At 62.4% G+C, this 25,522-nt stretch carries 26 protein-coding genes; 12 read left to right on the forward strand and 14 right to left on the reverse strand.

The window, feature by feature from the left end; translation table 11 throughout:
* Window positions 1-2: 2 nt before the first annotated feature.
* Window positions 3-425, forward strand: coding sequence for a CopG family transcriptional regulator (locus tag ATN00_RS11530; protein WP_003170529.1), 423 nt, complete (start codon window positions 3-5; stop codon window positions 423-425).
* A 42-nt stretch (window positions 426-467) separates the two neighbouring features.
* On the opposite strand, the gene ATN00_RS11535 is transcribed toward ATN00_RS11530, so the two are convergent.
* Window positions 468-1,712: a glycosyltransferase gene (locus ATN00_RS11535; RefSeq protein ID WP_003170528.1), complete on the reverse strand. Its 1,245-nt coding sequence runs from the start codon at window positions 1,710-1,712 to the stop codon at window positions 468-470.
* Window positions 1,713-1,757: 45 nt separating this feature from the next.
* Window positions 1,758-2,990, reverse strand: coding sequence for a Na+/H+ antiporter NhaA (gene nhaA, locus ATN00_RS11540; protein ID WP_003170527.1), 1,233 nt, complete (start codon window positions 2,988-2,990; stop codon window positions 1,758-1,760).
* Between the two features lie 331 nt (window positions 2,991-3,321).
* Here nhaA and trbB point away from each other — a divergent pair, with 331 nt between their 5' ends.
* The 11 genes from trbB to ATN00_RS11595 all read left to right on the forward strand — a co-directional run bounded on the left by trbB (window position 3,322) and on the right by ATN00_RS11595 (window position 12,904).
* Entirely contained in the window at window positions 3,322-4,311 is a 990-nt protein-coding gene (gene trbB, locus ATN00_RS11545) for a P-type conjugative transfer ATPase TrbB (protein ID WP_003170526.1), read from the forward strand.
* Window positions 4,308-4,640: a TrbC/VirB2 family type IV secretion system protein gene (locus ATN00_RS11550; RefSeq protein ID WP_003170525.1), complete on the forward strand. Its 333-nt coding sequence runs from the start codon at window positions 4,308-4,310 to the stop codon at window positions 4,638-4,640. Before trbB ends, ATN00_RS11550 begins: the two co-directional genes overlap by 4 nt.
* The gene (locus ATN00_RS11555) at window positions 4,640-4,921 is read left to right on the forward strand and encodes a VirB3 family type IV secretion system protein (protein ID WP_003170524.1); all 282 of its coding nucleotides are present in this window, start codon (window positions 4,640-4,642) and stop codon (window positions 4,919-4,921) included. Before ATN00_RS11550 ends, ATN00_RS11555 begins: the two co-directional genes overlap by 1 nt.
* Window positions 4,922-4,934: 13 nt before the next feature.
* On the forward strand, window positions 4,935-7,391 hold the full coding sequence (gene trbE, locus ATN00_RS11560) for a conjugal transfer protein TrbE (RefSeq protein WP_062064762.1): 2,457 nt from the start codon (window positions 4,935-4,937) through the stop codon (window positions 7,389-7,391).
* Complete coding sequence (gene trbJ / locus ATN00_RS11565) at window positions 7,388-8,167, forward strand: P-type conjugative transfer protein TrbJ (RefSeq protein ID WP_003170522.1); 780 nt, start codon at window positions 7,388-7,390, stop codon at window positions 8,165-8,167. The genes trbE and trbJ overlap by 4 nt, the downstream gene beginning before the upstream one ends.
* Window positions 8,168-8,177: 10 nt before the next feature.
* A complete protein-coding gene (gene trbK-alt / locus ATN00_RS11570) occupies window positions 8,178-8,465 on the forward strand; it encodes a putative entry exclusion protein TrbK-alt (protein ID WP_003170521.1) in 288 nt (95 codons plus the stop codon).
* Between the two features lie 3 nt (window positions 8,466-8,468).
* Window positions 8,469-9,827 (forward strand): P-type conjugative transfer protein TrbL, encoded by a 1,359-nt coding sequence (gene trbL / locus ATN00_RS11575; RefSeq protein ID WP_003170520.1) that lies wholly within the window; start codon window positions 8,469-8,471, stop codon window positions 9,825-9,827.
* Window positions 9,824-10,513, forward strand: coding sequence for a conjugal transfer protein TrbF (gene trbF / locus ATN00_RS11580; RefSeq protein ID WP_010395139.1), 690 nt, complete (start codon window positions 9,824-9,826; stop codon window positions 10,511-10,513). Before trbL ends, trbF begins: the two co-directional genes overlap by 4 nt.
* The gene (gene trbG / locus ATN00_RS11585; RefSeq protein WP_003170517.1) at window positions 10,510-11,493 is read left to right on the forward strand and encodes a P-type conjugative transfer protein TrbG; all 984 of its coding nucleotides are present in this window, start codon (window positions 10,510-10,512) and stop codon (window positions 11,491-11,493) included. The genes trbF and trbG overlap by 4 nt, the downstream gene beginning before the upstream one ends.
* 68 nt (window positions 11,494-11,561) lie before the next feature.
* Window positions 11,562-12,686 carry a TraB/TrbI/VirB10 family type IV secretion system protein gene (locus ATN00_RS11590; RefSeq protein ID WP_197413744.1) on the forward strand — a complete coding sequence of 375 codons (1,125 nt, stop codon included), beginning with the start codon at window positions 11,562-11,564 and terminating at the stop codon, window positions 12,684-12,686.
* Complete coding sequence (locus ATN00_RS11595; RefSeq protein ID WP_003170511.1) at window positions 12,683-12,904, forward strand: DUF2274 domain-containing protein; 222 nt, start codon at window positions 12,683-12,685, stop codon at window positions 12,902-12,904. The genes ATN00_RS11590 and ATN00_RS11595 overlap by 4 nt, the downstream gene beginning before the upstream one ends.
* Before the next feature lie 28 nt (window positions 12,905-12,932).
* Here the strand turns inward: ATN00_RS11595 and ATN00_RS11600 are convergent, their stop codons facing one another.
* The 12 genes from ATN00_RS11600 to ATN00_RS11650 form a co-directional block, all read right to left on the reverse strand.
* Window positions 12,933-13,976 (reverse strand): LysR family transcriptional regulator, encoded by a 1,044-nt coding sequence (locus tag ATN00_RS11600; protein WP_082635186.1) that lies wholly within the window; start codon window positions 13,974-13,976, stop codon window positions 12,933-12,935.
* A 103-nt stretch (window positions 13,977-14,079) separates the two neighbouring features.
* On the reverse strand, window positions 14,080-14,532 hold the full coding sequence (locus ATN00_RS11605) for a PTS sugar transporter subunit IIA (RefSeq protein WP_003168926.1): 453 nt from the start codon (window positions 14,530-14,532) through the stop codon (window positions 14,080-14,082).
* A 46-nt stretch (window positions 14,533-14,578) separates the two neighbouring features.
* A complete protein-coding gene (locus tag ATN00_RS11610; protein WP_003168927.1) occupies window positions 14,579-15,274 on the reverse strand; it encodes a response regulator transcription factor in 696 nt (231 codons plus the stop codon).
* Complete coding sequence (locus tag ATN00_RS11615; RefSeq protein WP_231746267.1) at window positions 15,271-17,976, reverse strand: sensor histidine kinase; 2,706 nt, start codon at window positions 17,974-17,976, stop codon at window positions 15,271-15,273. The genes ATN00_RS11610 and ATN00_RS11615 overlap by 4 nt, the downstream gene beginning before the upstream one ends.
* Before the next feature lie 58 nt (window positions 17,977-18,034).
* The gene (gene kdpC, locus ATN00_RS11620; protein WP_003168929.1) at window positions 18,035-18,607 is read right to left on the reverse strand and encodes a potassium-transporting ATPase subunit KdpC; all 573 of its coding nucleotides are present in this window, start codon (window positions 18,605-18,607) and stop codon (window positions 18,035-18,037) included.
* Between the two features lie 72 nt (window positions 18,608-18,679).
* A complete protein-coding gene (gene kdpB, locus ATN00_RS11625) occupies window positions 18,680-20,749 on the reverse strand; it encodes a potassium-transporting ATPase subunit KdpB (RefSeq protein ID WP_003168930.1) in 2,070 nt (689 codons plus the stop codon).
* Between the two features lie 227 nt (window positions 20,750-20,976).
* Window positions 20,977-22,680, reverse strand: coding sequence for a potassium-transporting ATPase subunit KdpA (gene kdpA / locus ATN00_RS11630; RefSeq protein WP_003168932.1), 1,704 nt, complete (start codon window positions 22,678-22,680; stop codon window positions 20,977-20,979).
* A gap of 30 nt (window positions 22,681-22,710) precedes the next feature.
* Entirely contained in the window at window positions 22,711-22,800 is a 90-nt protein-coding gene (gene kdpF / locus ATN00_RS22920) for a K(+)-transporting ATPase subunit F (protein WP_067179871.1), read from the reverse strand.
* Window positions 22,801-23,275: 475 nt separating this feature from the next.
* Window positions 23,276-23,524 carry a hypothetical protein gene (locus ATN00_RS11635; RefSeq protein ID WP_003168933.1) on the reverse strand — a complete coding sequence of 83 codons (249 nt, stop codon included), beginning with the start codon at window positions 23,522-23,524 and terminating at the stop codon, window positions 23,276-23,278.
* 54 nt (window positions 23,525-23,578) lie between these two features.
* Window positions 23,579-23,782 carry a hypothetical protein gene (locus ATN00_RS11640; protein ID WP_003168934.1) on the reverse strand — a complete coding sequence of 68 codons (204 nt, stop codon included), beginning with the start codon at window positions 23,780-23,782 and terminating at the stop codon, window positions 23,579-23,581.
* Between the two features lie 172 nt (window positions 23,783-23,954).
* Entirely contained in the window at window positions 23,955-24,863 is a 909-nt protein-coding gene (gene dapA / locus ATN00_RS11645) for a 4-hydroxy-tetrahydrodipicolinate synthase (protein ID WP_003168936.1), read from the reverse strand.
* A 35-nt stretch (window positions 24,864-24,898) separates the two neighbouring features.
* On the reverse strand, window positions 24,899-25,261 hold the full coding sequence (locus ATN00_RS11650; protein ID WP_062068714.1) for a hypothetical protein: 363 nt from the start codon (window positions 25,259-25,261) through the stop codon (window positions 24,899-24,901).
* Between the last annotated feature and the right edge of the window lie 261 nt (window positions 25,262-25,522).

The following is a 25,522-nucleotide window of genomic DNA, read 5'->3' on the forward strand; positions in this document are numbered from 1 at the left end:
CCATGCGCGACCGCATGAATGTGTACTTTCCGCCTGAGATGCTGCGCCAGATCGCCGACCTCGCGGACCGCAAGAAGATCTCGCGCTCGGCGATCGTCGAGGCTGCGGTCGCATCGTTCCTTTCGCCTGATGGAGCAGACAAGCGCGAAGCCGCCCTCACACGCCGTCTCGACCGCATGACCAGGCAGATCCACCGCATCGAACGCGATCTCGGCATCACGGCCGAGACGCTTGCCCTATACGTTCGCTTCTGGCTGTCGGTCACGCCGCCGCTGACCGGCGACGCCAACTCAGCTGCGCAGGCGAAGGGCCGCGAACGCTACGAAGGGTTTATCGAGACGATCGGACGGCGCCTCCAACAGGGTCAGAGCTTCTTGCGTGAGATACCCGACGATATCGGTTCGGACGATCAACGCGAGAGCTGAAGAGTGGCGGTGTGGCAGCGACGGCTTTTGAGCACATTGCTGTCATCTGGCTTGGTTCAGCTTTCTCTCGATAAAGTCGATGGCGGCCGCGACCCCGTCCTCGGCACGGATAGCTGTTCCAATTTCGGCGGCACGGGCGCGCATGCCGACATCGTCCATCGCCAGAAAGGCGGAAGCCAGGTCCTCGGCTGTCATCGCATCCTTGACGAGGGGCTTTGGCCCCACCCCAAGAGCAACGACAAGACGCGCCCAGAAGGGCTGATCACCGAGAAATGGACAAATGGCCGTGGGGTTGCCCGAACGCAAAGCAGCGCCAGTGGTCCCAGCACCGCCGTGATGTAGCGTTGCGTGCATAAGCGGAAGGAGCCGGTCGTGCGGAGCGCCCGAGATGACATGGATATGCCGACTCGGCTCGATCTGCCCGAGCGCACCGCCCGCGGTCGCGAGCAACCCCCGCTTGCCCGCTCGCTTCAAACCGTCGACCACGAGACTTGCCAGCCGTTGCGGATCAACACCGGGGATGCTGCCGAAGCCGATATAGATCGGCGGATCGCCAGCCGCGAGGAAATCAGCAAGCTCCGCGTCGGGCTTCCAATCCGGCGTATCGAGGAACCAATAGCCGGTCACTGCAACGTCTGCGCCCCAGTCTTTCGGCTTCGGCAGTACATGCGGACTGTAACCATAGAGTGTTCCACTCAGCGGAGCCGTTTTGCCGCGAGCAGAAGCCCCGAGCGCCTCAGCTCGCCAAGCCCGGATTGTCTTTGCAAACAGGATGCGTCCGCCGTGGATCATCAGCGCATGACTTACCCGATTGAGCGGTCCAAGCGAACCGAACGGAAGGATAGGTGTTGGAAAAGCCGACGTGTAGGTGAAGCCCGACAGCGGCGATGCGAGGAAGAGTGGAATGCCGAGCTTCGCCGCGATATGGGGTGCGCCGAGCGCCTTGGGGTGGAATAAAATCGCTTCGGGAGCGAACATACGAGCGGCATCCCACTCGGCATCAAGCAGCTTTCGGCCTATCTCGCGATAATACCGCAGCAGCTTGAAGCCGGCTCCAAAACCAGCGCCCGAGCTGCCGATAGCCTTTTTCGCTTCAGCGGTTTCAAGGAGCTCTAGGAACTCGGCTGGCAAAGGCGCAAACGCAACGCCTTCCGCCGCTGCCATCTCGGCGAATTGAGCAGGCGCAACAATCAGCAACTCGTGCCCGCGCGCCTTGAGTCCACGAGAAAGCGCCAGATAAGGCTGAATGTCGCCGCGCGTGCCGAGCGTATGGATGGAAAAACGCATCCTCTTATCCCTGTAAAGGTCGCCGATGATGCAACGTAGTGAGTGTTACGATTTGCGCTCCACCGACGTGGGCAAGGCGGAACTGGCCTGCCTGCGATTAGAAATCCTCAGGATGAAGTAACCCGCCAATCCGGCGATCAGCGAACCAAACAAAATCCCGAACTTGGCTCGGTCCTGCAATGCAGGATCGTCAAACGCCAATAAGCCGATGAACAGGCTCATCGTGAAGCCTATTCCGCACAGCAGCGCAACGCCAAGCGTCTGTCCCCAGCTTGCGGCGGCAGGGAGATCGGCAAGCCGGGCTTTTACCAGAATGGCTACGGTGCCGAACACCCCAACCAGCTTCCCGACAACTAGACCAGCCGCCACGCCAAGTGTGAGCGGCTCGATCAAGACCGCAGGCGTCACGCCCGCGAAGGAAACCCCGGCATTAGCAAAGCCGAAAATCGGGACGATCAGAAAGGCGACTGGCTTTTGCAGAAAATGTTCGAGCTGATGCAGAGGGGAAACCGACGGCGAGGCTTCCGGGGTTCCGGGTGTGAGACGGATAGGAACGGTCAACGCCAGTATGACGCCGGCCAGGGTGGCATGAATACCTGAGCGCAGCACCAGCACCCAAAGCACGGCACCAAGAATCAGGTAAGGCCAAAGGCGCATGACGCCGGACCTGTTCATCACAGTCAGCGCACCGACAACGAGCACCGCACCAGCTAACGCGGGAAGACTCAAATCGGCGGTATAAAACAGGGCAATCACGATGACGGCCCCGAGATCGTCTATGATTGCGAGCGCCGCGAGGAAGATTTTCAACGACGCTGGGACCTTTGGCCCGAGCAGCGACAGCACACCGAGTGCAAAAGCTATATCTGTTGCGGCAGGGATCGCCCATCCGCGCAGGGCGGCCGTGTTGCCGAGATTGAAGGCAATATAGATCAATGCGGGAACAGCCATTCCGCCCGCGGCCGCAGCGCCGGGAAGTAGCCTTCGGCTCCAACTGGACAATTGCCCGTCCAGCATCTCCCGTTTGATCTCAAGCCCGACCAGCAGAAAGAATACGGCCATTAGCGCGTCGTTTATCCAGTGCTGGACGCTTAATGGACCGACATAGGCGTGTAGTGCGGCGAAGTAGCCCTCGGCGAGTGGCGAATTCGCCGTCAGAATGGCGAGCGCTGCAACGCCCATGAGAATGATGCCGCCAGAGGCCTCATTGTCGAGAAACTGCCGAAGCGTGGAATTGATACGCCCGCGATTGGGGCTGACAGGCTGCGTTGAGGCCATAGGGCTGCGTCCTCTGGGTAAGAGTTATTCTCTTCTCCGTATGAGGGCGAGACCCTGGCGCACGCAGCACACGCCGTGGTGTTCCTATCATACTCAAACCGTCCGACATCGCCAGCGAAACCGTGTCGATTGCGTCGCATTTTTTGGATTCGCGTCGCAACCACTCCCTGACCGCCCATGCTTTTCAGTAAAGCACTGTCCGCCGTTCTCCTGTATTTGCACGCCACGCTACTACTCCGACAAAGACTTGTTGAATCAGCCCAACTTCGGGCTCTTTTAATCGTCCCCGATCCAGGGCCGGCTGAACGGTCCCTGGCCGCAAGGGGACGACATGGCGGCATCTCACCAGAAATCGGAAGCGATCACGCGCGGCGCGCGCATGCTGCGCACGGCCCTTGGACCGGCCATCGCGCGGTTTCTGGAAGATCCGTCGATCGTCGAGGTGATGCTCAATCCTGACGGCCGGCTCTGGATCGACCGGCTGTCCGAAGGCCTGTCTGACACAGGCGAGCAGCTGGCGCCCGCAGATGGCGAACGGATCGTGCGACTCGTCGCGCACCATGTCGGCGCCGAGGTCCATCCCGGCAATCCGCGGGTGTCGGCCGAACTGCCCGAGACGGGGGAGCGGTTTGAGGGCCTGTTGCCCCCAGTTGTTGCGGCGCCGGCTTTCGCGATCCGCAAACCTGCCGTCGCAGTCTTCACGCTCGACGACTATGTGGCCGCCGGAATCATGTCGGCGGACCAGGCCGAGGCTCTGCGCGAGGCGGTCGCCGCCCGGGCCAACATCCTTGTCGCCGGCGGCACCTCGACCGGCAAGACCACACTCACCAATGCGTTGCTCGCCGAGGTCTCCAAGACCACGGATCGCGTCGTCATCATCGAGGACACGCGCGAGCTGCAATGCTCCGCACCCAACCTCGTCGCCATGCGCACCAAAGACGGTGTCGCCACCTTGTCGGATCTGGTGCGGTCCTCGCTGCGATTGCGACCAGACCGCATTCCGATCGGAGAGGTCCGCGGCTCCGAAGCTCTCGACCTGCTCAAGGCTTGGGGGACCGGTCACCCGGGCGGCATCGGCACCATCCATGCCGGCACAGGGATCGGTGCGCTGCGCCGCCTCGAGCAACTCATCCAGGAAGCCGTCGTCACCGTCCCAAGGGCGCTGATCGCCGAGACCATCGACCTCGTCGCTGTCCTCGCTGGTCGTGGCTCGCAACGCCGGCTCGCCGAACTCGCGCGCGTCGATGGCCTCGGCCCGGACGGCGACTACCGCGTCACTCCCGCAACCTCAGCCTCAAGCCCAACAGGAGATCCCTCATGATCCGTCACGCCCGGCGCATCCGCCGCCATGTCACGGCAGCAGCAGCCGTCACCTATGCGACCCTGATCCTCACCCCCGCCGCTCACGCTTCCGGTTCGTCCATGCCCTGGGAAGCGCCGCTTCAATCGATACTGCAATCGATCGAGGGCCCGGTCGCCAAGATCGTCGCTGTCATCATCATCATCGTCACCGGCCTCACACTGGCCTTCGGCGACTCGTCCGGCGGGTTCCGCCGTCTGATTCAGATCGTGTTCGGTCTGTCGATCGCGTTCGCCGCATCCAGCTTCTTTCTCTCCTTCTTCTCGTTCGGCGGCGGGGCGCTCGTGTGATGGCGGGGAGGCTGGAACAGCTCGACGAGGTGCCGGGCTTCACCGTGCAGGTCCACCGGGCGCTAACCGAGCACATCCTGCTCGGCGGCGCACCGCGCTCCATCGCCATCATGAACGGCACTTTGGCCGGAGCCGTTGGCCTCGGTCTGCGCCTCTGGCTTGTCGGCCTGGCCATCTGGGTTGTCGGCCACTTCGCCGCCGTCTGGGCCGCCAAGCGCGACCCGCTCTTCGTCGAGGTCGGCCGAAGGCATCTGCGCATCCCCGGCCACCTGTCGGTCTGAAGGAGCAGCGCTCATGATGAACCTCGCTGAATATCGCCGCACTTCCAGCCGCCTGGCGGATTTCCTGCCTTGGGCGGCTCTGGTGGGCCAGGGCGCCGTCCTCAACAAGGACGGTTCGTTCCAGCGCACCGCACGCTTCCGCGGCCCTGACCTCGACAGTGCCGTTGCGGCCGAATTAGTCGCGGTCGCGGGACGCCTCAACAACGCCTTCCGTCGGCTCGGCTCCGGCTGGGCGATCTTCGTTGAAGCGCAACGGCACGAAGCCTCGACCTATCCCGAGAGCCGTTTTCCCGATCCGGCGTCGGCCTTGGTCGATGCCGAGCGCAAGGCGGACTTCGAGGAAGCCGGCGCCCATTTCATTTCCGGCTACTTCCTCACCTTCACCTATCTCCCGCCGGCCGAAGATGCGGCGCGGACTGAAGCATGGCTCTATGAGGGACGCGACCGAAACGGCGTCGATCCGCATGAGGTCCTGCGCGGCTTCATCGATCGCACCGACCGGGTGCTGTCGCTGCTCGATGGCTTTATGCCGGAATGCGGCTGGCTCGATGACGCCGAGACGCTGACCTATCTGCATTCCTGCGTTTCAACCAACCGTCATCGGGTGCGGGTCCCCGAAACGCCGATCTATCTGGATGCGCTGCTCGCCGATCAGCCGCTTACCGGCGGGCTTGAGCCGCGTCTGGGACATTCCGATCTGCGCATCCTCACTATCGTCGGCTTTCCCACCGCGACGACACCCGGAATCCTGGACGAGCTGAACCGTCTTGCATTCCCCTATCGCTGGTCGACACGGGCAATCCTGCTCGACAAGACCGACGCCACCAAGCTGCTGACAAAGATCCGGCGGCAATGGTTCGCCAAGCGCAAATCCATCGCCGCAATCCTGAAAGAGGTCATGACCAACGAGGCGTCCGCCCTCGTTGACACCGACGCAGCCAATAAGGCCGCAGACGCCGATCTCGCACTTCAGGAACTAGGGGCCGACTATGCCGGCCAGGCTTATGTCACGGCGACCATCACCGTCTGGGACAAAGACCCGCGGATCGCTGACGAAAAGCTGCGTTTGGTCGAGAAGGTGGTCCAGGGCCGCGACTTCACCGCCATGCCCGAGACCATCAACGCCGTAGACGCATGGCTCGGCTCGCTGCCGGGCAATGTCTACGCCAATGTTCGGCAGCCGCCGATTTCCACGCTCAATCTCGCCCACATGATCCCGCTTTCAGCGGTGTGGGCGGGGCCGGAACGGGACGAGCACTTCGGGTCGCCCCCCTTGCTGTTCGGCAAGACCGAAGGAAGCACCCCGTTCCGGTTTTCCCTTCATGTCGGAGATGTCGGCCATACGCTCGTCGTCGGTCCGACTGGTGCGGGCAAGTCCGTGCTGCTGGCGCTGATGGCGCTCCAATTCCGCCGCTACGAAAATTCTCAGGTTTTCGCCTTCGACTTCGGCGGCTCCATTCGGGCCGCGGCATTGGCGATGGGCGGCGATTGGCACGACCTTGGCGGTGATCTGACGGACGGCGCCGAGTCTTCCGTATCACTTCAGCCTCTCGCGCGCGTCCATGACGTGCCCGAACGCGCCTGGGCCGCTGACTGGCTCATCGCCATCCTCATGCGCGAAGGCATCCAGATCACGCCAGAGGTAAAGGAACACCTCTGGTCCGCCTTAACGTCGCTCGCCTCCGCCCCTGTCCAAGAACGGACCATCACCGGCCTGTGCGTGCTGCTGCAATCGAACGATCTCAAGCAAGCCTTGCGGTCCTATTGCGTCGGCGGGCCTTATGGTCGGCTTCTTGATGCCGAGAACGAGCATCTTGGGCATGCAGCGGTGCAGGCGTTCGAGATCGAGGGCCTTGTCGGCACAGGCTCAGCGCCCGCTGTTCTCGCCTATCTCTTTCATCGCATCGGCGACCGCCTCGACGGATCGCCCACACTGCTGATCATCGACGAAGGCTGGCTCGCCCTCGATGACGAAGGCTTCGCAGGTCAGCTCCGCGAATGGCTGAAGACCCTTCGCAAGAAGAACGCATCGGTCATCTTCGCCACCCAATCGCTCAGCGACATTGATGGCTCGGCGATCGCGCCGGCCATCATCGAAAGCTGCCCGACGCGGCTGCTGCTGCCTAACGAGCGGGCGATCGAGCCCCAGATCACCGCAATCTATCGTCGCTTCGGCTTGAATGATCGGCAGATCGAGATCCTCGCGCGGGCCACCCCGAAGCGGGACTATTACTGCCAGTCGCGACGAGGCAATCGCTTGTTCGACCTGGGCCTCTCCGAAGTGGGCCTCGCGCTCACCGCAGCTTCTTCCAAAACCGATCAGACGGCCATCGCCAGGATCTTCGCCGAGCATGGGCCAGACGGGTTCCTCCCCGCATGGCTGCGCCTGCGCGGCGTCGACTGGGCCGCCGACCTTATCCCCGATCTCGCCAATCTCGTTCCCCCAGCCCCCAAGGAGACTACGTCATGACCATCCATCGTTCCCGCTCGCGCGCACTATTCATGGCCGCGACAATGCTGGCGATGCCCGTCGCCCTGTCGCCGATATTCATCTCTCCGGCGCAAGCTCAATTTGGCTTCGGACGGATCGTCTATGATCCGTCCAATTACGCGCAAAACGTGCTCACTGCCGCGCGCACGCTGGAGCAGATCAACAACCAGATCACACAGCTCCAGAATGAAGCGCAGATGCTCATCAATCAGGCGCGCAATCTCGCGAGCCTGCCGCATTCCTCGCTCCAGCAGCTTCAACAGGGCTTTCAGCGCACGCAACAGCTTCTGAGCCAGGCTCAGAACATCGCGTTCGATGTTCAGAGCATCGATCGGGCCTTTCAGCAACAATACGGCAATGTCTCACTGTCGACGACGGAACAACAGCTCGTCGCCGATGCACGCTCACGCTGGCAGAACACCGTGGGCGGACTGCAGGACGCAATGCGCGTCCAGGCCGGCGTGGTCGGCAACATCGACACGAACCGCGCCGAAGTTTCGACGCTGGTCGGCCAAAGCCAGGGGGCGACAGGCGCGCTCCAGGCGACCCAGGCCGGCAACCAGCTTCTCGCTCTCCAGTCGCAGCAGCTCTCCGATCTTGTCGCATTGCTCGCGGCCGATGGACGTGCCGGGGCGCTGACCGAAGCAGAAAGGGCTGCCGCAGCCGAACAGGGGCGCGAACAACGCCGCCGGTTCCTGACGCCTGGCTCCGGCTATCAGCCCGGCAACGCCCAGATGTTCAACAACGGCAACTGAGGGCGCAAGCATGGATGGCAAGCTGCTGGCCCGGCTCGGCGCGGTCGTCTTCGTCGCCATCGCGATCACTGCGACGGCGATCGAGATGACCCGGAAGGAGGGAGCTCCCGCAGAGGAGCCCGCGCGTCTCGCAGACCCCGTGCGAGATCCCCTGCGCGAGGCTCAACGCCGGTGCCAGCAGCTTGGTCAGAGCGCCGCAAGCGATACGGACTGCATGCGCGTCTGGGCCGAAACCCGCGACCGCTTCCTCGGCCGTGCGCCGGCTCCCACAGCCCCACCTCAGAATCAAGGACAGTGATCCATGGGCGGCACCGGCGTCATCGACACATTCCTCGGGACCTTCACCCGCTACATTGATTCCGGCTTCGGCCTGCTTGGCGGCGAAGTCGCCTTCATCGCCACAACCCTCATCGTCATCGACGTGACGCTGGCCGCGCTCTTCTGGTCCTGGGGAGCCGACGACGACATCATCGCGCGCCTTGTAAAGAAGACACTTTTCGTCGGCGTCTTCGCCTACATCATCGGCAACTGGAACAATCTGGCGAACATCGTCTTCGACAGTTTCGCCGGCCTCGGTCTGAAGGGTTCGGGCACCAGCTTCACCGTTCAGGATCTTTTGCGCCCCGGCAAGGTGGCGCAGACCGGCCTCGATGCCGCCCGTCCATTGCTCGAATCCATTTCCGATCTGATGGGGTGGATCGCCTTCTTCGAGAACTTCATCCAGATCGCCTGCCTGCTGTTCGCATGGGCTCTGGTGCTTCTCGCCTTCTTCATCCTGGCCGTGCAGCTCTTCGTAACGCTGATCGAGTTCAAGCTGACGACGCTTGCGGGCTTTGTGCTGATACCCTTCGGGCTGTTCGGCAAGACCGCCTTCATGGCCGAACGCGTGCTGGGCAATGTCGTGTCATCCGGCATCAAGGTCCTGGTGCTTGCCGTCATCATCGGCATCGGATCGACCCTCTTCTCCCAGTTTACCGCTGGCTTCGGCGGCGAGACCCCTACGATTGACGAGGCCATGGCCGTGGTCCTCGCTGCGCTTTCGCTGCTCGGCCTGGGAATCTTCGGTCCTGGCATCGCCAGCGGCCTCGTCTCAGGCGGTCCGCAGCTCGGCGCCGGCGCCGCTGTGGGCACGGGGCTTGCCGTCGGCGGCGCGGCGCTGGCCGCAGGTGGTGCAGCGGGTCTGGCCGTCAAAGGCGGCGCCGCCGCCATGTCCGGTGGAGCCGCCGCCGTGCGTGGTGGCGCTGCCGCTGCCGGCGCCGCATCGTCGGCCTACAGTCTCGGTTCTCTTGGTCAGACTGGCGCGTCGGGCGTGGCCTCGGGCCTCGGAGGCGTCGCACGCGCAGCAGGTTCGGCTGCCGCATCGCCGCTCAAGCGCGCCGCAACGAAAGCTGGCGAAAGCGTCAAGTCCAGCTTCGCGGACGGCGCGAAGGCCGGTTTCGGAGCCACCGGCGGGTCCTCGACCATGGGGACCATCGGCGGCGCCGACGCTGCCGCTGCTTCCGCCAGCCCCCCGCGAGATGGAGCCCCTGACTGGGCGAAGCGCATGAAACGCAGCCAGGCCCTCAGCCACGGCGTCTCAGCGGCCGGTCACGCCGTGCGCTCCGGCGACAGCCATGGCGGCGGCTCTTCCGTCAACCTTTCTGAAAGTGATCGCTCATGAGCCTCTTCAAACGACCCGCAACCCACTATGGCAAGACACCCGAGCCTGAGACGCCTTATCAGAAGGCTGCTCAGGTCTGGGACGAACGCATCGGCTCGGCCCGCGTGCAGGCGAAGAACTGGCGCTACATGGCGTTCGGCAGCCTGATTCTCACTGCGGGGTTTGCCGCAGCCCTGGTCTGGCAGTCAGCTCGCGGGACCGTCGTGCCTTGGGTCGTGCAGGTCGATAATCTCGGCCAAGCGCAAACCGTCGCGCCAGCCTCCGCGGACTATCGGCCCAACGACCCTCAGATCGCTTTCCACCTTGCTCGCTTCATCGAACAGACCCGCGCGATCCCGTCTGACGCCATCATCGTTCGCCAGAACTGGCTTCGCGCTTATGAATGGACCACTGATCGCGGCGCCGCAGCGCTGAACGACTACGCCCGCTCCAACGACCCCTTCACACGGGTCGGCCGCCAGCAAGTCGCCGTAGAAGTCTCAAGTGTGATCCGGGCTTCCCCCGACAGCTTCCGTGTCGCCTGGACAGAGCGTCATTATGAAAACGGCCAGCTCGCCCGAACGGAACGCTGGACCGCCATCCTGACCATCGTCATCCAGACGCCGCGCGACGCAGAACGCCTCCGCGCCAATCCTCTGGGCATCTATGTCAATGCCATCAACTGGTCGCGGGAGATGAGCCAATGAGCCGCCTTCCGATGAGCAAATCCGCGTTTCAGGGTTTATCCAGATCTGGCCTCGCGATCGTTCTGCTTTCCGCGACCGTACTTGCCGGTTGCGCGACCAATCGGCCGCCGCAAATCAGTTACGATTCGGACGTGCCGCCGCTGCCCGCCGTGCCGGCAGTCGTCACGGACGCGCAGCCGAGGCCATTGCATGTCCCTCCGGCATGGACGCCGGCAAGAGGGGGGACAGCCGCCAACACCCCGGAGGGACGCGTCCAGAACGCCAACTCGGCCGCCCGCGTTCAGCCTCGCCGCGAAGGCTATTTCAACTCGATCCAGATCTATCCCTGGAGCGAAGGCGCGCTCTATCAGGTCTATGCCGCGCCCGGCCAGATCACCAATATCGCGCTGGAGCCAGGGGAGAGCCTGACCGGAGCCGGCCCCATCGCCGCTGGCGACACGGCACGATGGATCATCGGCGATACCGAAAGCGGCAGCGGCGCGACCCGTCGCGTCCATATCCTCGTCAAACCAAGTCGCGCTGACATCACGACCAACCTCGTCATCACGACCGATCGGCGGGTTTACATGATCGAACTGCGCTCCGGCGAAGCGCCCTATATGCCCGCCGTCGCTTGGGCCTACCCGCAGCCGCCCGCAGGTCAGAGGCAGAGCGTCCCGGCGACGCCCGTCATCCCCGTCGCCTCGGCGCGCAACTATCGCTACGGCTTGACCGGTGATTCACCGCCCTGGCGGCCCGTGTCGGTCTATGATGACGGGCGGCGGGTCTATGTCGAGTTCCCGCGCGGCATCGTGCAGGGCGAGATGCCGCCGCTCTTCGTCATTGGTTCCGATGGCGAAGCGCAGATCGTCAACAGCCGCATTTTCCAGCACATCCTGATCGTCGATCGCCTCTTCGGCGCGGCCGAGTTGAGACTCGGCAGCGGCGACCGCCAGCAAACCGTCAGGATTGTCCGTACCGACGGGAGGCCAGCGTCATGAGCAACAAGGAAGATAACCGCGATGATAGCCTGGCGCCCGCCGGTCCCACTGTCGAGTCAACCTCGACCATGCGGCTGCGCGCTGAGCCTCCGCGCGTCACCCGGCTGTCCCGAAAGGTATTGGCTGGTGTCGGCCTCGTCGCCAGCATCGGCATCGGCAGCGCTCTGATTTATGCGTTGCAGACGCGCCAAGGCGGGCCTGGCAACGAGGAGCTCTATTCCACGGAGAACAGAACCACTGCCGACGGTCTTGCGGGACTGCCGCGCGACTATACCGGACCGGTCCTCGGCCCGCCTTTGCCGGGCGATCTCGGCGGTCCGATCCTCGACGCCCAGAACCGCGGCCAGCCCGTCGTGCCGCCAGCAATGGTGACACCTCAGGTCGATCCCGAGGAGCAACGTCGTCTCGCCGAGGAAGAAGCTGCCCGAACGAGCCGGGTGTTCTTCCAAACCGGACCCGGAACGGGCGCGCCGCCCGCAAGCCCCGGCATGAGCAATCCGTCACTGGCGGGTCTCGGTCTCCCGGGGCAGGTTGGAACGCCAACCGCCCAAGACCGGCAGAGCGCTTTCCTCAATGCCGCCGTCGATCGGCGAACGGTGTCGCCAGATCGCGTCATGGCGCCGGCATCGCCCTATGTGCTTCAGGCCGGCGCAGTGATATCCGCCGCCCTCATCACCGGCATCCGCTCCGCCCTTCCCGGCCAGATCACCGCGCAGGTGACCGAGCACATCTATGACAGTCCCACCGGCCGCATCCTGCTCGTCCCCCAGGGCACCCGTATCATCGGCGAATACAGCAATGATGTCGGTTTCGGACAGCGCCGCGTGCTCTTGGTCTGGAACCGGCTGATCTTGCCGAACGGGCGCTCTATCGTCCTGGAACGCCAGCCCGGCGCCGACACGCAAGGTTATGCCGGCCTTGAGGACGGAGTCGACTACCATTGGTGGGACCTTGCGAAAGCCGCCGGGTTGTCGACCCTTCTCGCCGTGGGCGCCGAGATCGCCGTAGACGATGAGGACCGTCTGATCCGCGCCATTCGCGACGGCGCCCAGGACACCATCAATGACGCTGGCCAGCAGATCATCCGCCGTCAGTTGCAGGTCGCGCCCACTTTGACAATCCGGCCGGGATTCCCGGTCCGCGTGATCGTCACTCGCGACCTGGTGCTCGAACCCTATGGAGCAGCGCAATGACAAAACTGAAGCTCGGCCCGATCGCTGAGGATAAACCGGTGAAGATAACCCTGGATCTGCCCGGCGCCCTTCACCGTGACCTCAGTGCCTATGCGGAGGCGCTTGGCCGTGAATCCGGCCAGCCGGTCATCGACCCCAAAAAGCTCATTATTCCGATGCTTGAGCGGTTCATGGCGACGGACCGGGGGTTCGCCAAAGCGCGCCGAAATCGCGAGTGATCGCGACCCGGACCCCGGTTCGGCAAGATCAGATAAGCCGCCGCAGGCGCTCTCCAGAGTCTTTGGACGCTAGTCTCGAGGCTAGCGAAAGAAAACGTCGAAGTGACGGGTTATCCCGGCCAGGCGCCCAAACTGCGCTGAACGGGACTATGTCTTCGTCCTCGACCAGAGGTCGCAGTACGAGCCGGGGGACGGAAACAAAGCTCCAGCCGGCCGACACCACGGTTATGCCTCTGCCGATAGCGACCATGTTCATCAAGGTCTCTTGGTTGCATGGCATGATTTTGATGGCGGGATAGGTGCTGTAATCCGCCAACCGACGAACGATGTAATCGTGGACCTCGAGTCCGGGCGCGCATTTCGTCGCCAGGAATTTCTGGTCGCGGAGCCACGACCATTCAATCGACTCACGCTCGGCTAGATGATGATCCGCCGAGAAGGCAACATGTACCCGCTCTTGCCAGAGCTCGGCAGTTTCACAATCGGCGATCGCGCCCTTCCCGGTAAAGAAAGCGATATCCAGTTGCCGGGACCGCAGTGCGGCTATGTGTTCGGCCCTTCCTCCATCCCTGATCTCTATGGATACGTCGGGGTGCAACAAGGCATACTGTTCGATGAGCTCCCTCAGAAAGCCGCCCGCAAGCGACGTCAGAACGCCGATGCTCAGGCTTCCGTTTTCGCCGCGGCCCGCCGCGCCGGCGGTTTGGGTCGCTCGCATGATCTGCTCAATCGCTGGACGGACGGCGGCGACAAATTGCTCTCCGGCATGAGTCAGGCGAATCCCGGAAGGGCATCGCTCGAAGAACGAAACGCCCACCACATCCTCAATGCGTTGCACGCCCCGGCTCACTGTCGCCGGATACTGGCCCAACGCCTCCGCAGCTCGCCGAAAGGAGCGGTAGTCCGCCGCCGCCACGACATACTGAAGCGAGCTCAGGTCAAACGGGATCTTCGCGGACACAGGAGGAAAAGAAGGCCCCTCTGAGTCCTGGTTTTCCTCCTCCATCCACTCGACCTTCAGTCTGTCGGCGGAGGAAGCGATAACTCCCTCAAGACCATTGGCCTTGGGCAACGGTCCCCTTTGAAAAAAACAACTACGATCTGTCCCGGTCCCGCCTTTCGGGCGAAGCCATCGACTTCCGCGACCTCTTGTCGATCCGGTCGTCGGAAACTCCTCATACCGGCTGCTCTACCAGGACCGAATACGCGGCAGTCGCGGTCTTCGCGCCGCGCAGCATTTTCATGACCTGCTCATCGCGGGTCCGGCGTGCGACCGCGGCGAGAATCTTCAGGTACTCGTTGCTGCCTTCGGGGGCCGAGAGCAGGAGAAAGACAACATCGACCGGAAGGTCGTCCACTGCCTCGAATTCAATGGGCTTCTTCAGCACCATCAGCGCGGCGAAGGATGCCTGAAGTCCGGGAACCGGCGCATGAGGCATGGCGACGCCATGGCCGATGCCGGTCGAACCCAGACGCTCGCGCCCTAGCAAAGCTGTATGGATCGTTTCCTCAGTCAGCCCGGTGCGGGCGGCCGCATGCGCGGCCAGCTTCTTGATCAGGACGGCTTTTGTCGAGATGGATAGATCAAGGATCACGTCCTCTGGTGCGATGGCAGATGACAGGTTCATAGGAGTACTCACGTTAAGTCGCCCGCCCGTGGACGAGCGCGCGCGGTCACTGCTCCGGCTCACGGAGGCGGTAACCGACACCAGTTTCAGTAAGGATATATTGCGGCTGATCGGGCGTGGCCTCGATCTTCTGCCGCAACTGGCGGACATAGACCCGCAGATATTGGACATCGGTCGAGCCGCCCCACACATGCTTGAGGATGTGCTGGTGCGTGATGACCTTGCCAGCGTGCTGCACGAGAATGCGCAGGATTTCGTATTCCTTGGGTGAGAGCTTCACCTCCTTGTCTGCGACCTTGACGATCCGCTTCACCAGGTCGACCGAGAGATCGCCGACCTGGAATATCGGGCGTTCGCCCTGCTGCTGGAGCTTGTGCCTGAGCGCCACCCGAATGCGCGCCGCCAGCTCGCGCATCCCGAATGGTTTGGTGAGATAGTCATCGGCACCCAGTTCCAGCGCCTTGACGATGCCCGTTTCATCGGTCCGGCTGGAGAGGATGACGATCGGCAGTTCGACAAGCTCGGCCCGCCACCTTTCAAGCAACTCATGGCCGGAAATATCGGGCAGCCCGAGATCAAGCAGAATGAGATCGGGCTTTTCCTCTGTGAGCAGCGCGACGGCGTCCTCGCCGTTTGCAGCCTCGACCATGGCATAGCCCTCGGCTGTCAGGCCGACGCGCAGAAGTTTCCTGATCGGCGGCTCGTCATCGACGACGAGAATCTTGACTACGGACGTACTCATATCCTTCCTTCCAAAGTCGAGGGCTCCGGTCCGATCGGAAACCGCAGCGTGAAAATGGCGCCGGGTCTGTCGGCCCGGTTGGTCGCGAAAATCGTTCCGCCCATCGCCTCGACAAATCCCTTGCAGATGGAAAGTCCAAGCCCGGTTCCAGCCTGGACGTGGTCCTTCTTCCGGACGCGATAGAAACTGTCGAAAATTCTGGTGAGATCGTCGGGCGGAATGCCAGGCCCTTCATCGACGACCTGCAATGTGACGTGGCTTTCGTCGGCCCACGCCCGAAGCCCGATCCGCGACCCTGAAGGTGCGTATTTGCGGGCATTGTCGAGCAGATTGAACAGCACTTGCTCAAACAAGACCGGATCGAGCCGGACCATCGGCAGATCGGGCGGCACGGCAAGGTCGACCCGATGGAGAGCCAAAATCTTCTCAGCTCGGCGCAGGGCGCTGCCGACGCTGTCACCGATGAACAGTGGCGTCAGCGACACCGCCGCAGCGCCGGATTCCAGCCGGGTCATGTCAAGCAGGTTCGCGATGAACCGGTTCAGCCGTTCGGCCTCTTCGACAATCGTCGTTAGCAGTTCGACCCGGCCGGAGTCCGTCAGGGACGTCGAATAGTCTCTCAGCGCTCCCGCCGAACCGAGGATCGACGCCAAAGGCGTCTTGAGGTCATGCGATAGTGACGTCAAAAGCGCGGAGCGCAGCTTGTCCGCCTCGGCGGCCAGACGCGCATTGTCGACATCGGCGACAAGTTGGATCCGCTCGATCGCCAGAGCAGCCTGATCCGCCAGAGAATCGAAAAGCCGCTGTTCTGCGGGCGTCAGAACCGGCCCTTGCTTGTCATTGTCCAGACCGATGACGCCGACCCGTGTTCTGCCGGTCTTCAGAGGGAGGTAAAGGCGCTTCGCTCCCGGCAGCGTATCCGCCCCACGCCCTGCAGGCTTGTCATGCTCCCAGGCCCACTGGGCCGCCGCAATATCGGCATCGTCGAGCGTGTCATCGGGCGGGAAACCCGCCTGGACCGCGATACGGCCGTTCTCAGGCAGCAGAGCGACGACCCTGACCTGAAGCATGGAAGCGATCTGATAGACCGTGGCCCAGAGAACGTCGCCCAAGGTCCCGGCGCCGGCGAGCTTCTTGCTGAAGAGATAAAGGCCCTCGGTCGTTTTGGCCCGCTGGCGCGCCGTCACGGCTTGCCTTTGCACCCGGCCCGCCAGATTGCTGGCAACAACCGCAACGCCGAGAAAAAACGCGAAGGCCACGACGCTCTCGGGATCGCCGATATCCAGCGTGTAGCGCGGTTCGAGGAAAAAGAAGTTGAAGACTAGCGCGCCCAATACGGAAGCGAACAGCGCCGGCCAGAGGCCGCCGCCCATCGCCGAGGCCAGCACGGCCATCAGAAAGACGAGGGCGATGTTGCGGACATCCAGAAAGCGCGACAGCGCCGTTCCAATACCCAACGCCATGGCGACGTAGAGCGAACTCCACAGATAGTCGCCGAAGTCGACTCGTCGTTTGGGCCGCGCGCTGACTGTCGCTGGAGATCGCGTTTCCTCGCCGTTGCCCGGCGAGATGACATGAACGCTCACATCCGTCTTGGCGCGGATCAGATCATGCGAAACGGAGCCCGCGAAGATCTCCCGCCACCTGGGCGAGGTCGGCATGCCGACGATGACGTGTGTGTAGTTGTTGGTGGATGCGTAGGCCAGGATCTCTTGCGCAACGTTCTCGCCGGGCAGGGTAACAGTCTCGGCACCGAGCTGCTCGGCAAGACGCAAGGCGCTGGCAATCTTGTCCTTATCCTGCTCGGAGAGTCGGGCGTCCTTGCTCGTCTCGACGTGAACCGCGGCCCATGGCGCACGAAAGCGGTCCGCCTGACGCCGGCCAGAGCGCACAAGCGCCATCGCTCCAGGGCGTTCGTTGATGCAAACCAGGACGCGTTCGCCGGCCGACCACGGCCCGGCGATCGCATGCGCCTGCATGTGCGTCACCAGTTGATCGTCAACGCGCTGCGCTGTCCGCCTAAGCGCAAGTTCGCGCAGCGCGGTCAGGTTGCTCGGCGAAAAGTAGTTCTGCGTCGCACGCTTCGCGGTCTTGGGCAGATAGACCTTGCCCTCGTTCAAGCGCTTGATCAGGTCGCCCGGCGTGATGTCGATGATTTCGATATCGTCGGCGCGGTCAATGATCGAATCCGGAACGGTCTCGCGCACCCGAATCCGTGTGATCTGCGCCACCACGTCGTTGAGGCTTTCGACGTGCTGGATGTTGAGGGTGCTGTAGACGTCTATGCCGTTCGCGAGCAGTTCCTCGACATCGAGATAGCGCTTCGGATGGCGACTGCCCGGCGCGTTGGTATGGGCGAGCTCGTCCACCAGGACCAGCGCCGGCTTGCGCGCCAGAATTGCGTCGATATCCATCTCATCGAGCACATGCCCTCGATACGGCACAGTGCGGCGCGGAACGATCTCGAACCCCTCGACCAGAGCCTCGGTCTCCGCCCGCCCGTGGGTCTCGACCACCCCGATGACAACATCGACGCCGTCTGCGCGCTGGGCCCGGCCCGACATGAGCATCTCGTACGTCTTGCCCACACCCGGCGCCGCCCCAAGAAAGATCTTGAGGTGGCCGCGCGTCTCCCGCTGCGCACTTTCCAGCAATGCATCGGGCGATGGACGGCTCTGCTCTCGTATTGGGTCGTCAGACACTTCATGAACTCCGGATCAACGGTCAGGACGGCTATTATAGCCGTCCTGACAACTTCATTCAGCCTCTATTGGCGCTGTCGAGCGCCAGGTTCAGCTTGAGAACGTTGACCACGGGTTCTCCCAGGAAGCCGAGTATGCGCTGCTCGACGTGCTGATCGACCAGTACGCGCACCGTGGCCTCATCGATGCCGCGCGCTCTGGCGACACGGCCCACCTGGAAGTAGGCGGCCTCAGGCGTAATATGGGGATCGAGGCCGCTGCCAGAGGCCGTAACAAGGTTCATGGGGACCGCTGCGCCACCGTTCGCGGCCCGCTGAGCCTCAGTATCGGCTGCGACGCGATCACGAAGCGCCTGGCTGGTGGGGCCAAGATTGGAGCCGCTGGAAGCGCCGGCATCGTAGCCATCTGAACCGGCAGCCGAAGGACGCGGGTGGAAGTAGCGCTCGCCGGCAAAGTTCTGGCCGATGAGTTCGGAGCCTATGACCACGCCTTCACGTTCAATGAGGCTCCCATTGGCCTGTTGGGGAAAAATGGCCTGCGCGATACCGGTCACGCTAAGGGGGTAGATGAGACCGGTGATGACGGTTAGTGCGACAATAAAGAAAATCGCGGGTCTGATTTGCTTGAGCATCGTTTCTGTCCTGAATGGTCCGCTGCTGATGGATATCGCTTCGCGGATTGTGTCTCTGGTGACCGCTTTCGACTAAACGAGGCCAGCGGCTGTGATGGCCATGTCGATGAGCTTGATACCGGCGAAGGGCACGAGAATGCCGCCCAGCCCGTAAATCAGGAGATTCCGGGACAGCAGCGAACCGGCTCCGATCGCGCGATACTTCACGCCTTTCAGCGACAGCGGGATCAGCGCCACGATGATGAGGGCATTGAAGATGATCGCCGACAGGATAGCGCTCTGCGGTGAAGCAAGGCCCATGATGTTGAGCGCACCAAGCTGCGGATAGAACGCCAGGAACATCGCCGGGATGATCGCGAAATACTTCGCGATATCGTTGGCGATCGAGAACGTCGTCAGCGCGCCGCGCGTCATCAGCAACTGCTTACCGATTTCCACGATTTCGATCAGCTTGGTCGGATCGCTGTCGAGATCCACCATGTTGCCGGCCTCGCGGGCTGCGACCGTGCCGGTGTTCATGGCGACGCCGACATCCGCCTGGGCGAGCGCCGGGGCGTCATTGGTGCCGTCGCCGCACATGGCGACCAGCTTGCCCTTGGCCTGTTCCTCACGGATCAGGGCCAGCTTGTTCTCCGGCGTCGCCTGCGCCAGGAAGTCGTCGACACCGGCTTCGGCAGCGATAGCCGCCGCGGTCATCGGGTTGTCGCCGGTGATCATCACCGTGCGAATGCCCATGCGGCGCAGCTCGGCGAAACGTTCCTTGATGCCGCCCTTGACGATGTCCTTGAGATAGATGACGCCGAGCAAGCGGCCATCCTTCACCACGGCGAGCGGCGTGCCGCCTGCCTTGGCGATCTCGTCGGCGATAGCCTGGAGCTCACGGACGCTTTCAGCAGAAGCACGGGGGCTGCCTGTCGCAACCGTGGCAAGCTCGACATGCTTCAAGACCGCATCGACCGCGCCTTTACGGACGGAAGAGCTCTCCAGGTCGACGCCGCTCATGCGGGTCTGCGCCGTGAACGGCACGAACGTCGCGTTGAGGCTCGCCATGTCGCGTGCGCGGATGCCGTATTTTTCCTTAGCGAGCACGACGATCGAGCGGCCTTCGGGGGTCTCGTCGGCAAGCGAAGCAAGCTGCGCTGCATCGGCGAGTTCCTTTTCGGTGACGCCCCGGATCGGCCGGAACTCGCTCGCCTGACGGTTGCCGAGCGTGATCGTGCCGGTCTTGTCGAGCAGCAGCGTGTCGACGTCGCCGGCGGCCTCAACGGCGCGGCCGGACATGGCCAGAACATTGAAGCGGACCAGCCGGTCCATACCGGCAATGCCGATGGCCGACAGCAGCGCGCCAATGGTGGTCGGAATCAGCGTGACGAACAGGGCGACCAGAACGATGATGGGAACATACCCGCCCGCATAGGTCGCGAAGCTCGGAATGGTCACCACGGCCAGGACGAAGATCAACGTCATTCCCGCAAGCAGGATGTTGAGCGCGATCTCGTTCGGCGTTTTCTGGCGTTCGGCGCCTTCGACCAGAGCAATCATCTTATCGATGAAGGTCGAGCCGGCCGCAGCCGTGATCCGGACCTTGATCCAGTCGGAAAGGACCTGGGTGCCACCTGTGACGGCAGAGCGATCCCCGCCAGACTCGCGGATGACCGGAGCTGACTCGCCCGTAATCGCCGCTTCGTTCACCGAGGCCACACCCTCGATGACTTCGCCATCAGAGGGGATGATGTCGCCCGGCTCGACGAGAACGACGTCACCGACCTTCAGCGTGGCGCCCGGCACCATTTTGTAGTCGGAGCCGCCGTTCGAGAGCAGCTTGGCCTGGGTCTCCGTGCGGGTTCGCCGAAGCGATTCAGCCTGCGCCTTGCCGCGCCCTTCGGCCACGGCCTCTGCGAAATTGGCGAACAGCACGGTGAACCAAAGCCACAGCACGATCTGCAGAGAGAAGCCAACGCTTTCGGCTCCTGTAGCAATGTCCTTGAGCAGGAGCACCGTCGTCAGGACCGACACGACGGCGACGACGAACATGACCGGGTTTTTAGCGAGGCTTTTCGGATTCAGTTTCCGAAACGCATCTCCTATGGCCGGAACGAGTATGCGAGCGTCCAGCATGCTCGCGGATTTGGACTGGTTCATAAGAAACTCCAGCGAGTTTGTTCTTGGGGGCCAACCACTCGGTCACGCCGCCGCGAGCAATTCAGTGATAAGTTTGGCGAGGAGCACCACGCCCCCCAAAGCCAGTGTCATGCCGAGAATGATCGTCGATGCCCTGGGCGGTCTGGCCGCCCCTCGCTCCTCAAACCAGGAGCGAGGGTTCACGACAAATCGGATCGATCTCAGCCATTTGGCCGTCATCGCGGCTCTCAGAAAGTCTGGCCCGCCAACATGGCGAAGTGCTCGACGATCGGACCCAACGCCAAGGCAGGGAAGAACGTCAGGCCGCCGACGATCAGGATCACGCCCACCAGAAGACCGACAAACAGAGGCCCGGTCGTAGGCAGGGTGCCGCTGGATTCAGGAACCGTTTTCTTGGCGGCCAAGGAGCCAGCGATAGCCAGCGCCGGAACGATCACCATGAAGCGTCCCATCAACATCGCCAGGCCAATCGTGATGTTGTACCAGGGCGTGTTGGCGGAAAGACCTGCAAAGGCCGAACCATTGTTCGCCGTGCCGGATGTGTAGGCATAGAGAACTTCGGAGAACCCGTGCGGACCTGCGTTCGCCATCGAAGCCACGCCCGTGTCGAGCACTACGGCTATCGCGGTGAAGCCAAGTATCGAAAGAGGCAGGCACAAGACGGCCAGCATGGCCATCTTCACTTCCTTCGCCTCAATCTTCTTGCCGAGATACTCGGGTGTCCGCCCGACCATGAGCCCTGCCACGAAGATCGCGACGACGACGAACAGGATGATGCCGTAGAAGCCTGCGCCGACACCGCCAATGATGATCTCGCCGAGCATCATGTTGATGATCGGGATCATCCCGCCCAGCGGCATGAAGCTGTCGTGCATCGATATGACCGCGCCGCACGATGCAGCGGTCGTAACGACTGCAAAGAGTGCCGACGTGAGGATGCCGAAACGGGTTTCCTTTCCTTCCATGTTGCCGCCCTCAAGGCCAAGCGAATGGAGAAGCGGATTGCCCGCGGCCTCGGCCCAATAGGTGATTGCGACACCGGCGAGGAACAGAACGCCCATGGCGGTGAAGATGGCCCAGCCCTTCTTCTCGCTGCCGACCATGCGTCCAAACACGTTGGTCAGAGCCGCGCCAATGGCAAAGATCGAGACCATGTGGATGAGGTTGGTGAAGGCATTAGGATTCTCGAACGGGTGCGCGGCGTTGACGTTGAAGAAGCCGCCACCGTTGGTTCCCAGATGCTTGATCATCATCTGAGATGCGACCGGACCCTGAGCAATGGTTTGCTGCGCGCCTTCGACGGTCGTTGCGATAGTGTATGGGTTGAGGTTCTGCGGGACGCCCTGCCATACAAGCACCAGGCTGCCGACAAAGCAGATCGGCAATAGGACGTAGAGCGTGATGCGGGTGAGATCGACCCAAAAATTGCCGACCGTTTTGCCAGATGCCCGAGAGAAGCCGCGGATCAATGCGACCGCAATCGCGATGCCTGTCGCTGCCGACACGAAGTTCTGCACGGTAAGACCGGCCATCTGGGTCAGGTAGCTCATGGTGGTCTCGCCGCCATAGCCCTGCCAGTTGGTATTGGTCATGAAGCTGACAGCGGTATTGAAAGCGCTGGTCGGCTCAACCGCCCCCAGACCCTGAGGGTTGAACGGCAACCCTCCCTGGAGACGTTGAACGAGGTAGAGAACCGTGAAGCCGGCGAGGTTGAAGAGCAGCATGGCCAGCGCATAGGTCGTCCAATGCTGCTCCTCTTTCTCATTCGTTCCAGCGACGCGGTACAGTCCCCGTTCGAGCGGTCCAAAAATGACCGAAAGGAGTGTACGCTCGCCGTTCAGGACGCGGGTGAGATAGCCGCCGAGCGGCTTCACCAGCGCGATGATGATCCCGGCGAAGACCAGGATCTGTATCCATCCATTTATTGTCATCGGTGGTTTCTTTCCGAGCTACTGTCTTGATCAGAACCGCTCGGGACGAGCGAGGGCATAGAGCAGATAGCCAGTCACAAAGACCGCAACGGCTGCTCCGAGGAAGTATTCCAAGATCATGATTGATTTCTCCCGGTCAGAGCTTTTCGCAAACTCTGATGTATCCAAACATCAGTGCGAAAAATCCAACACCTATTGCCAGCACAATAACGTCCATTGCTTTCGCCTCCGGCGCCGAAGTTGATACGAATGACCAGCCAAGACGGAAGACCTGGCAAGCCACAGCTATAATTCTTCCAGCGCGCCCTTGCGTACGCACGGGTGCCGGAGGAGGAATTTGGCGGAAATATGGACGCGAACCGCATATAGGTTCGAGAGAGGACGGGGCCTCAAAAAATAGGAATCCAATAGTTATTTTGGCGGCGCGCATAAAAATTCCATAGGAATTTCTGCCAAACCGCCCATTGGCAAGCAAAAAGCCCGCCGACTCGGTAGAGGCGGCAGGCTTTGCTTATGTCAACGAGAAGAGTTACTTCTCCATCTCACTCGTCACGGTAACGTCAGCGAGCGTGAGCGGGTCATCGATAGCAACCGGCTAGGCGGCGGCCCGGCGTCCAAACAGCGGGTCAAGGCTCAGGCGCTGGCTTTCGGCCATGCAGATCACAGCCCCTGGCGCGTTATTGGTTTCCTGACGGGCGAAGTGAATCGCCGCATCCTTGCTGACAAAGCAGCCGCCGACGAGGTTACGCTCATCGCGGACGGTCCAGCATCCTCGGTTGTCCTGGCCGACGAAAAAATGGTTCAGAGGTTGGGGAGGCTCTTTCGGCTGAATGGCGCTTGCCATGGAAGATGATCCTGATTGTTCGTTGAAGAGTGAGCTGTGGACGTCGTTGGCGCGCTAGCCGGCCAACGCGGTGACTGTGGCGACAGCCGCAATCACGAGGGCCATCACGACTCCGAGCCGCAGGAACATTCCAACGTCGGCCATCGGCTCATCCGAGCGCACGGCAACCTTGGCTTCGCCATCCGTCCGCCCAGGGTTGGCCTTGTTCTGTTGTTGCATCGCATAGAAATAGTAACCACGAGGGTACATCGCAGACATCCTTTCTCGGTATCGGCAGGCCATTCCACGCGTCGAGTCAAATGATGCCTTTTGCCGATACGTTGAATTTAAAGATGTCGGGATTTGTTCTCCATTTCACGGACAGCCGGATTTCATAGTATTTTCATTGGAGAACACAGCAGCATCATGCTGTTCTTATAAGGAGACCCGGTCAGGCCGAGAGGGGGACGAGAGACCTCTCGGCGACCAGAGACGTATCGATCTCCAAGGAGTCGATCTCCGCCACGGTCGCGCGTATTCTTGCTGCGGTGCCATCGGAAACCTCGACCAGCGGAAGGCGGACGGCGGGCGAGTATCCGCGCGCGCAATGCAACGCGAGCTTGATCGGGCATGGATTGCTTTCAAGCTCCAGCGCCTCGATCAGCGGGAAAAGATGGGCGTTGATGCGCCGAGCTTCCAGATAGGCACTCTTCCGCACCGCGCCGATCATCGCCGCTGTCAGCATCGGGGCGACGTTCGACACGACCGAAATGGCGCCGTCGCCGCCGGTCGCCATGAAAGCCAGCATGGATCGGTCATGGCCGGAAAGCTGCGTGAAACGATCGCCGAAGCGGACGGCCATCGTGCTTACCCGCGTCGGATCTCCGCTTGCGTCCTTGACGCCGACAAGACCGGGCAGGTGCGCAAGGCGGTCGAGCGTTTCGATCTTGATATCGACGGCCGTCCGGGAAGGCACATTATAGATGATGATCGGCAGCTCGGCAGCTTGCGCGACGCTCTCGAAATGCCGGAACAGGCCCTCCTGGCTCGGCCGACTATAGTAAGGCGTGACGACCAAAGCTCCGTCCGCGCCAAGGCGAGCCGCCTCGCAGGTCAATTCGACGGTACGCCGGGTGTCGTTGGTGCCCGAGCCGGCGATCACCGGCACACGGCCATTGGAGACCTCGACGCACAAGCGGATCACCGCCGCCCATTCCGGATGAGACAGGGTCGGCGCCTCGCCCGTAGTGCCGCAGGCGACAAGACCCTGTACGCCCTGGTCGATCTGCCAGTTGGCCAGCTCCGCCAAGGCGTCGAAATCGATAGCCTCACCCCTGTACGGGGTGACAAGTGCGGTCATCAGACCGCCGAATAACGGAGGGTCGCCACTGGGTTTCATGCTGCCTCTTCTCCACCTTGCGAGAGTTCTTTCGGCCGGCGCCGGCGACGATCGAGGGAGCCCAGCAATGCGATCAGCATGGCAGCGGCCAGATCGTCGTGTCGGCCCACGCACCTGCGCAAATTGCCGCGATCGTTCCAGGCCATGCGACACCGCCACCGATCTCCCGAGCGGCCCATCGACCAAGGGTGCCGCGTTGGCTGCAGATGCGCTCCGAGTTCGAGAACCGCTTCAAGCAACGCATTTGCTTCGAGCAGATCCCGGAGCCGGCGGTGCCGTCGAAACTGCGGCTGGTCTTCGCGCTCCTCGATAATCCTCACAGCCAGCCAGATGTGGTGCTCCTTGAGGACTCTGGCCATCTCCAACTGCGTCCTCAGGCCTGGCAACTCAGCCAGACGGCTTTCACCGATAGCCCGCCTTCGGTCGTCGGGTTGGAGAGCGGGAGCAGCAGGGCGTGTCATGCCGCTCTCAGAAAAACTATGGCGACGACCTGCACCGCGGCACAGCTCGCAGCAAACATCAGAAGCAGGTATTCCGATCTACGGCGTCGCTCGCGTTTGCTGAACCTCGGTTTCGGTCGTGGCAACCTGGGGTGAGCAGGACGGCCCGAAAATCTGCAT

Source organism: Sphingobium baderi (genome assembly GCF_001456115.1).
GTDB classification, from domain to species: domain Bacteria; phylum Pseudomonadota; class Alphaproteobacteria; order Sphingomonadales; family Sphingomonadaceae; genus Sphingobium; species Sphingobium baderi_A.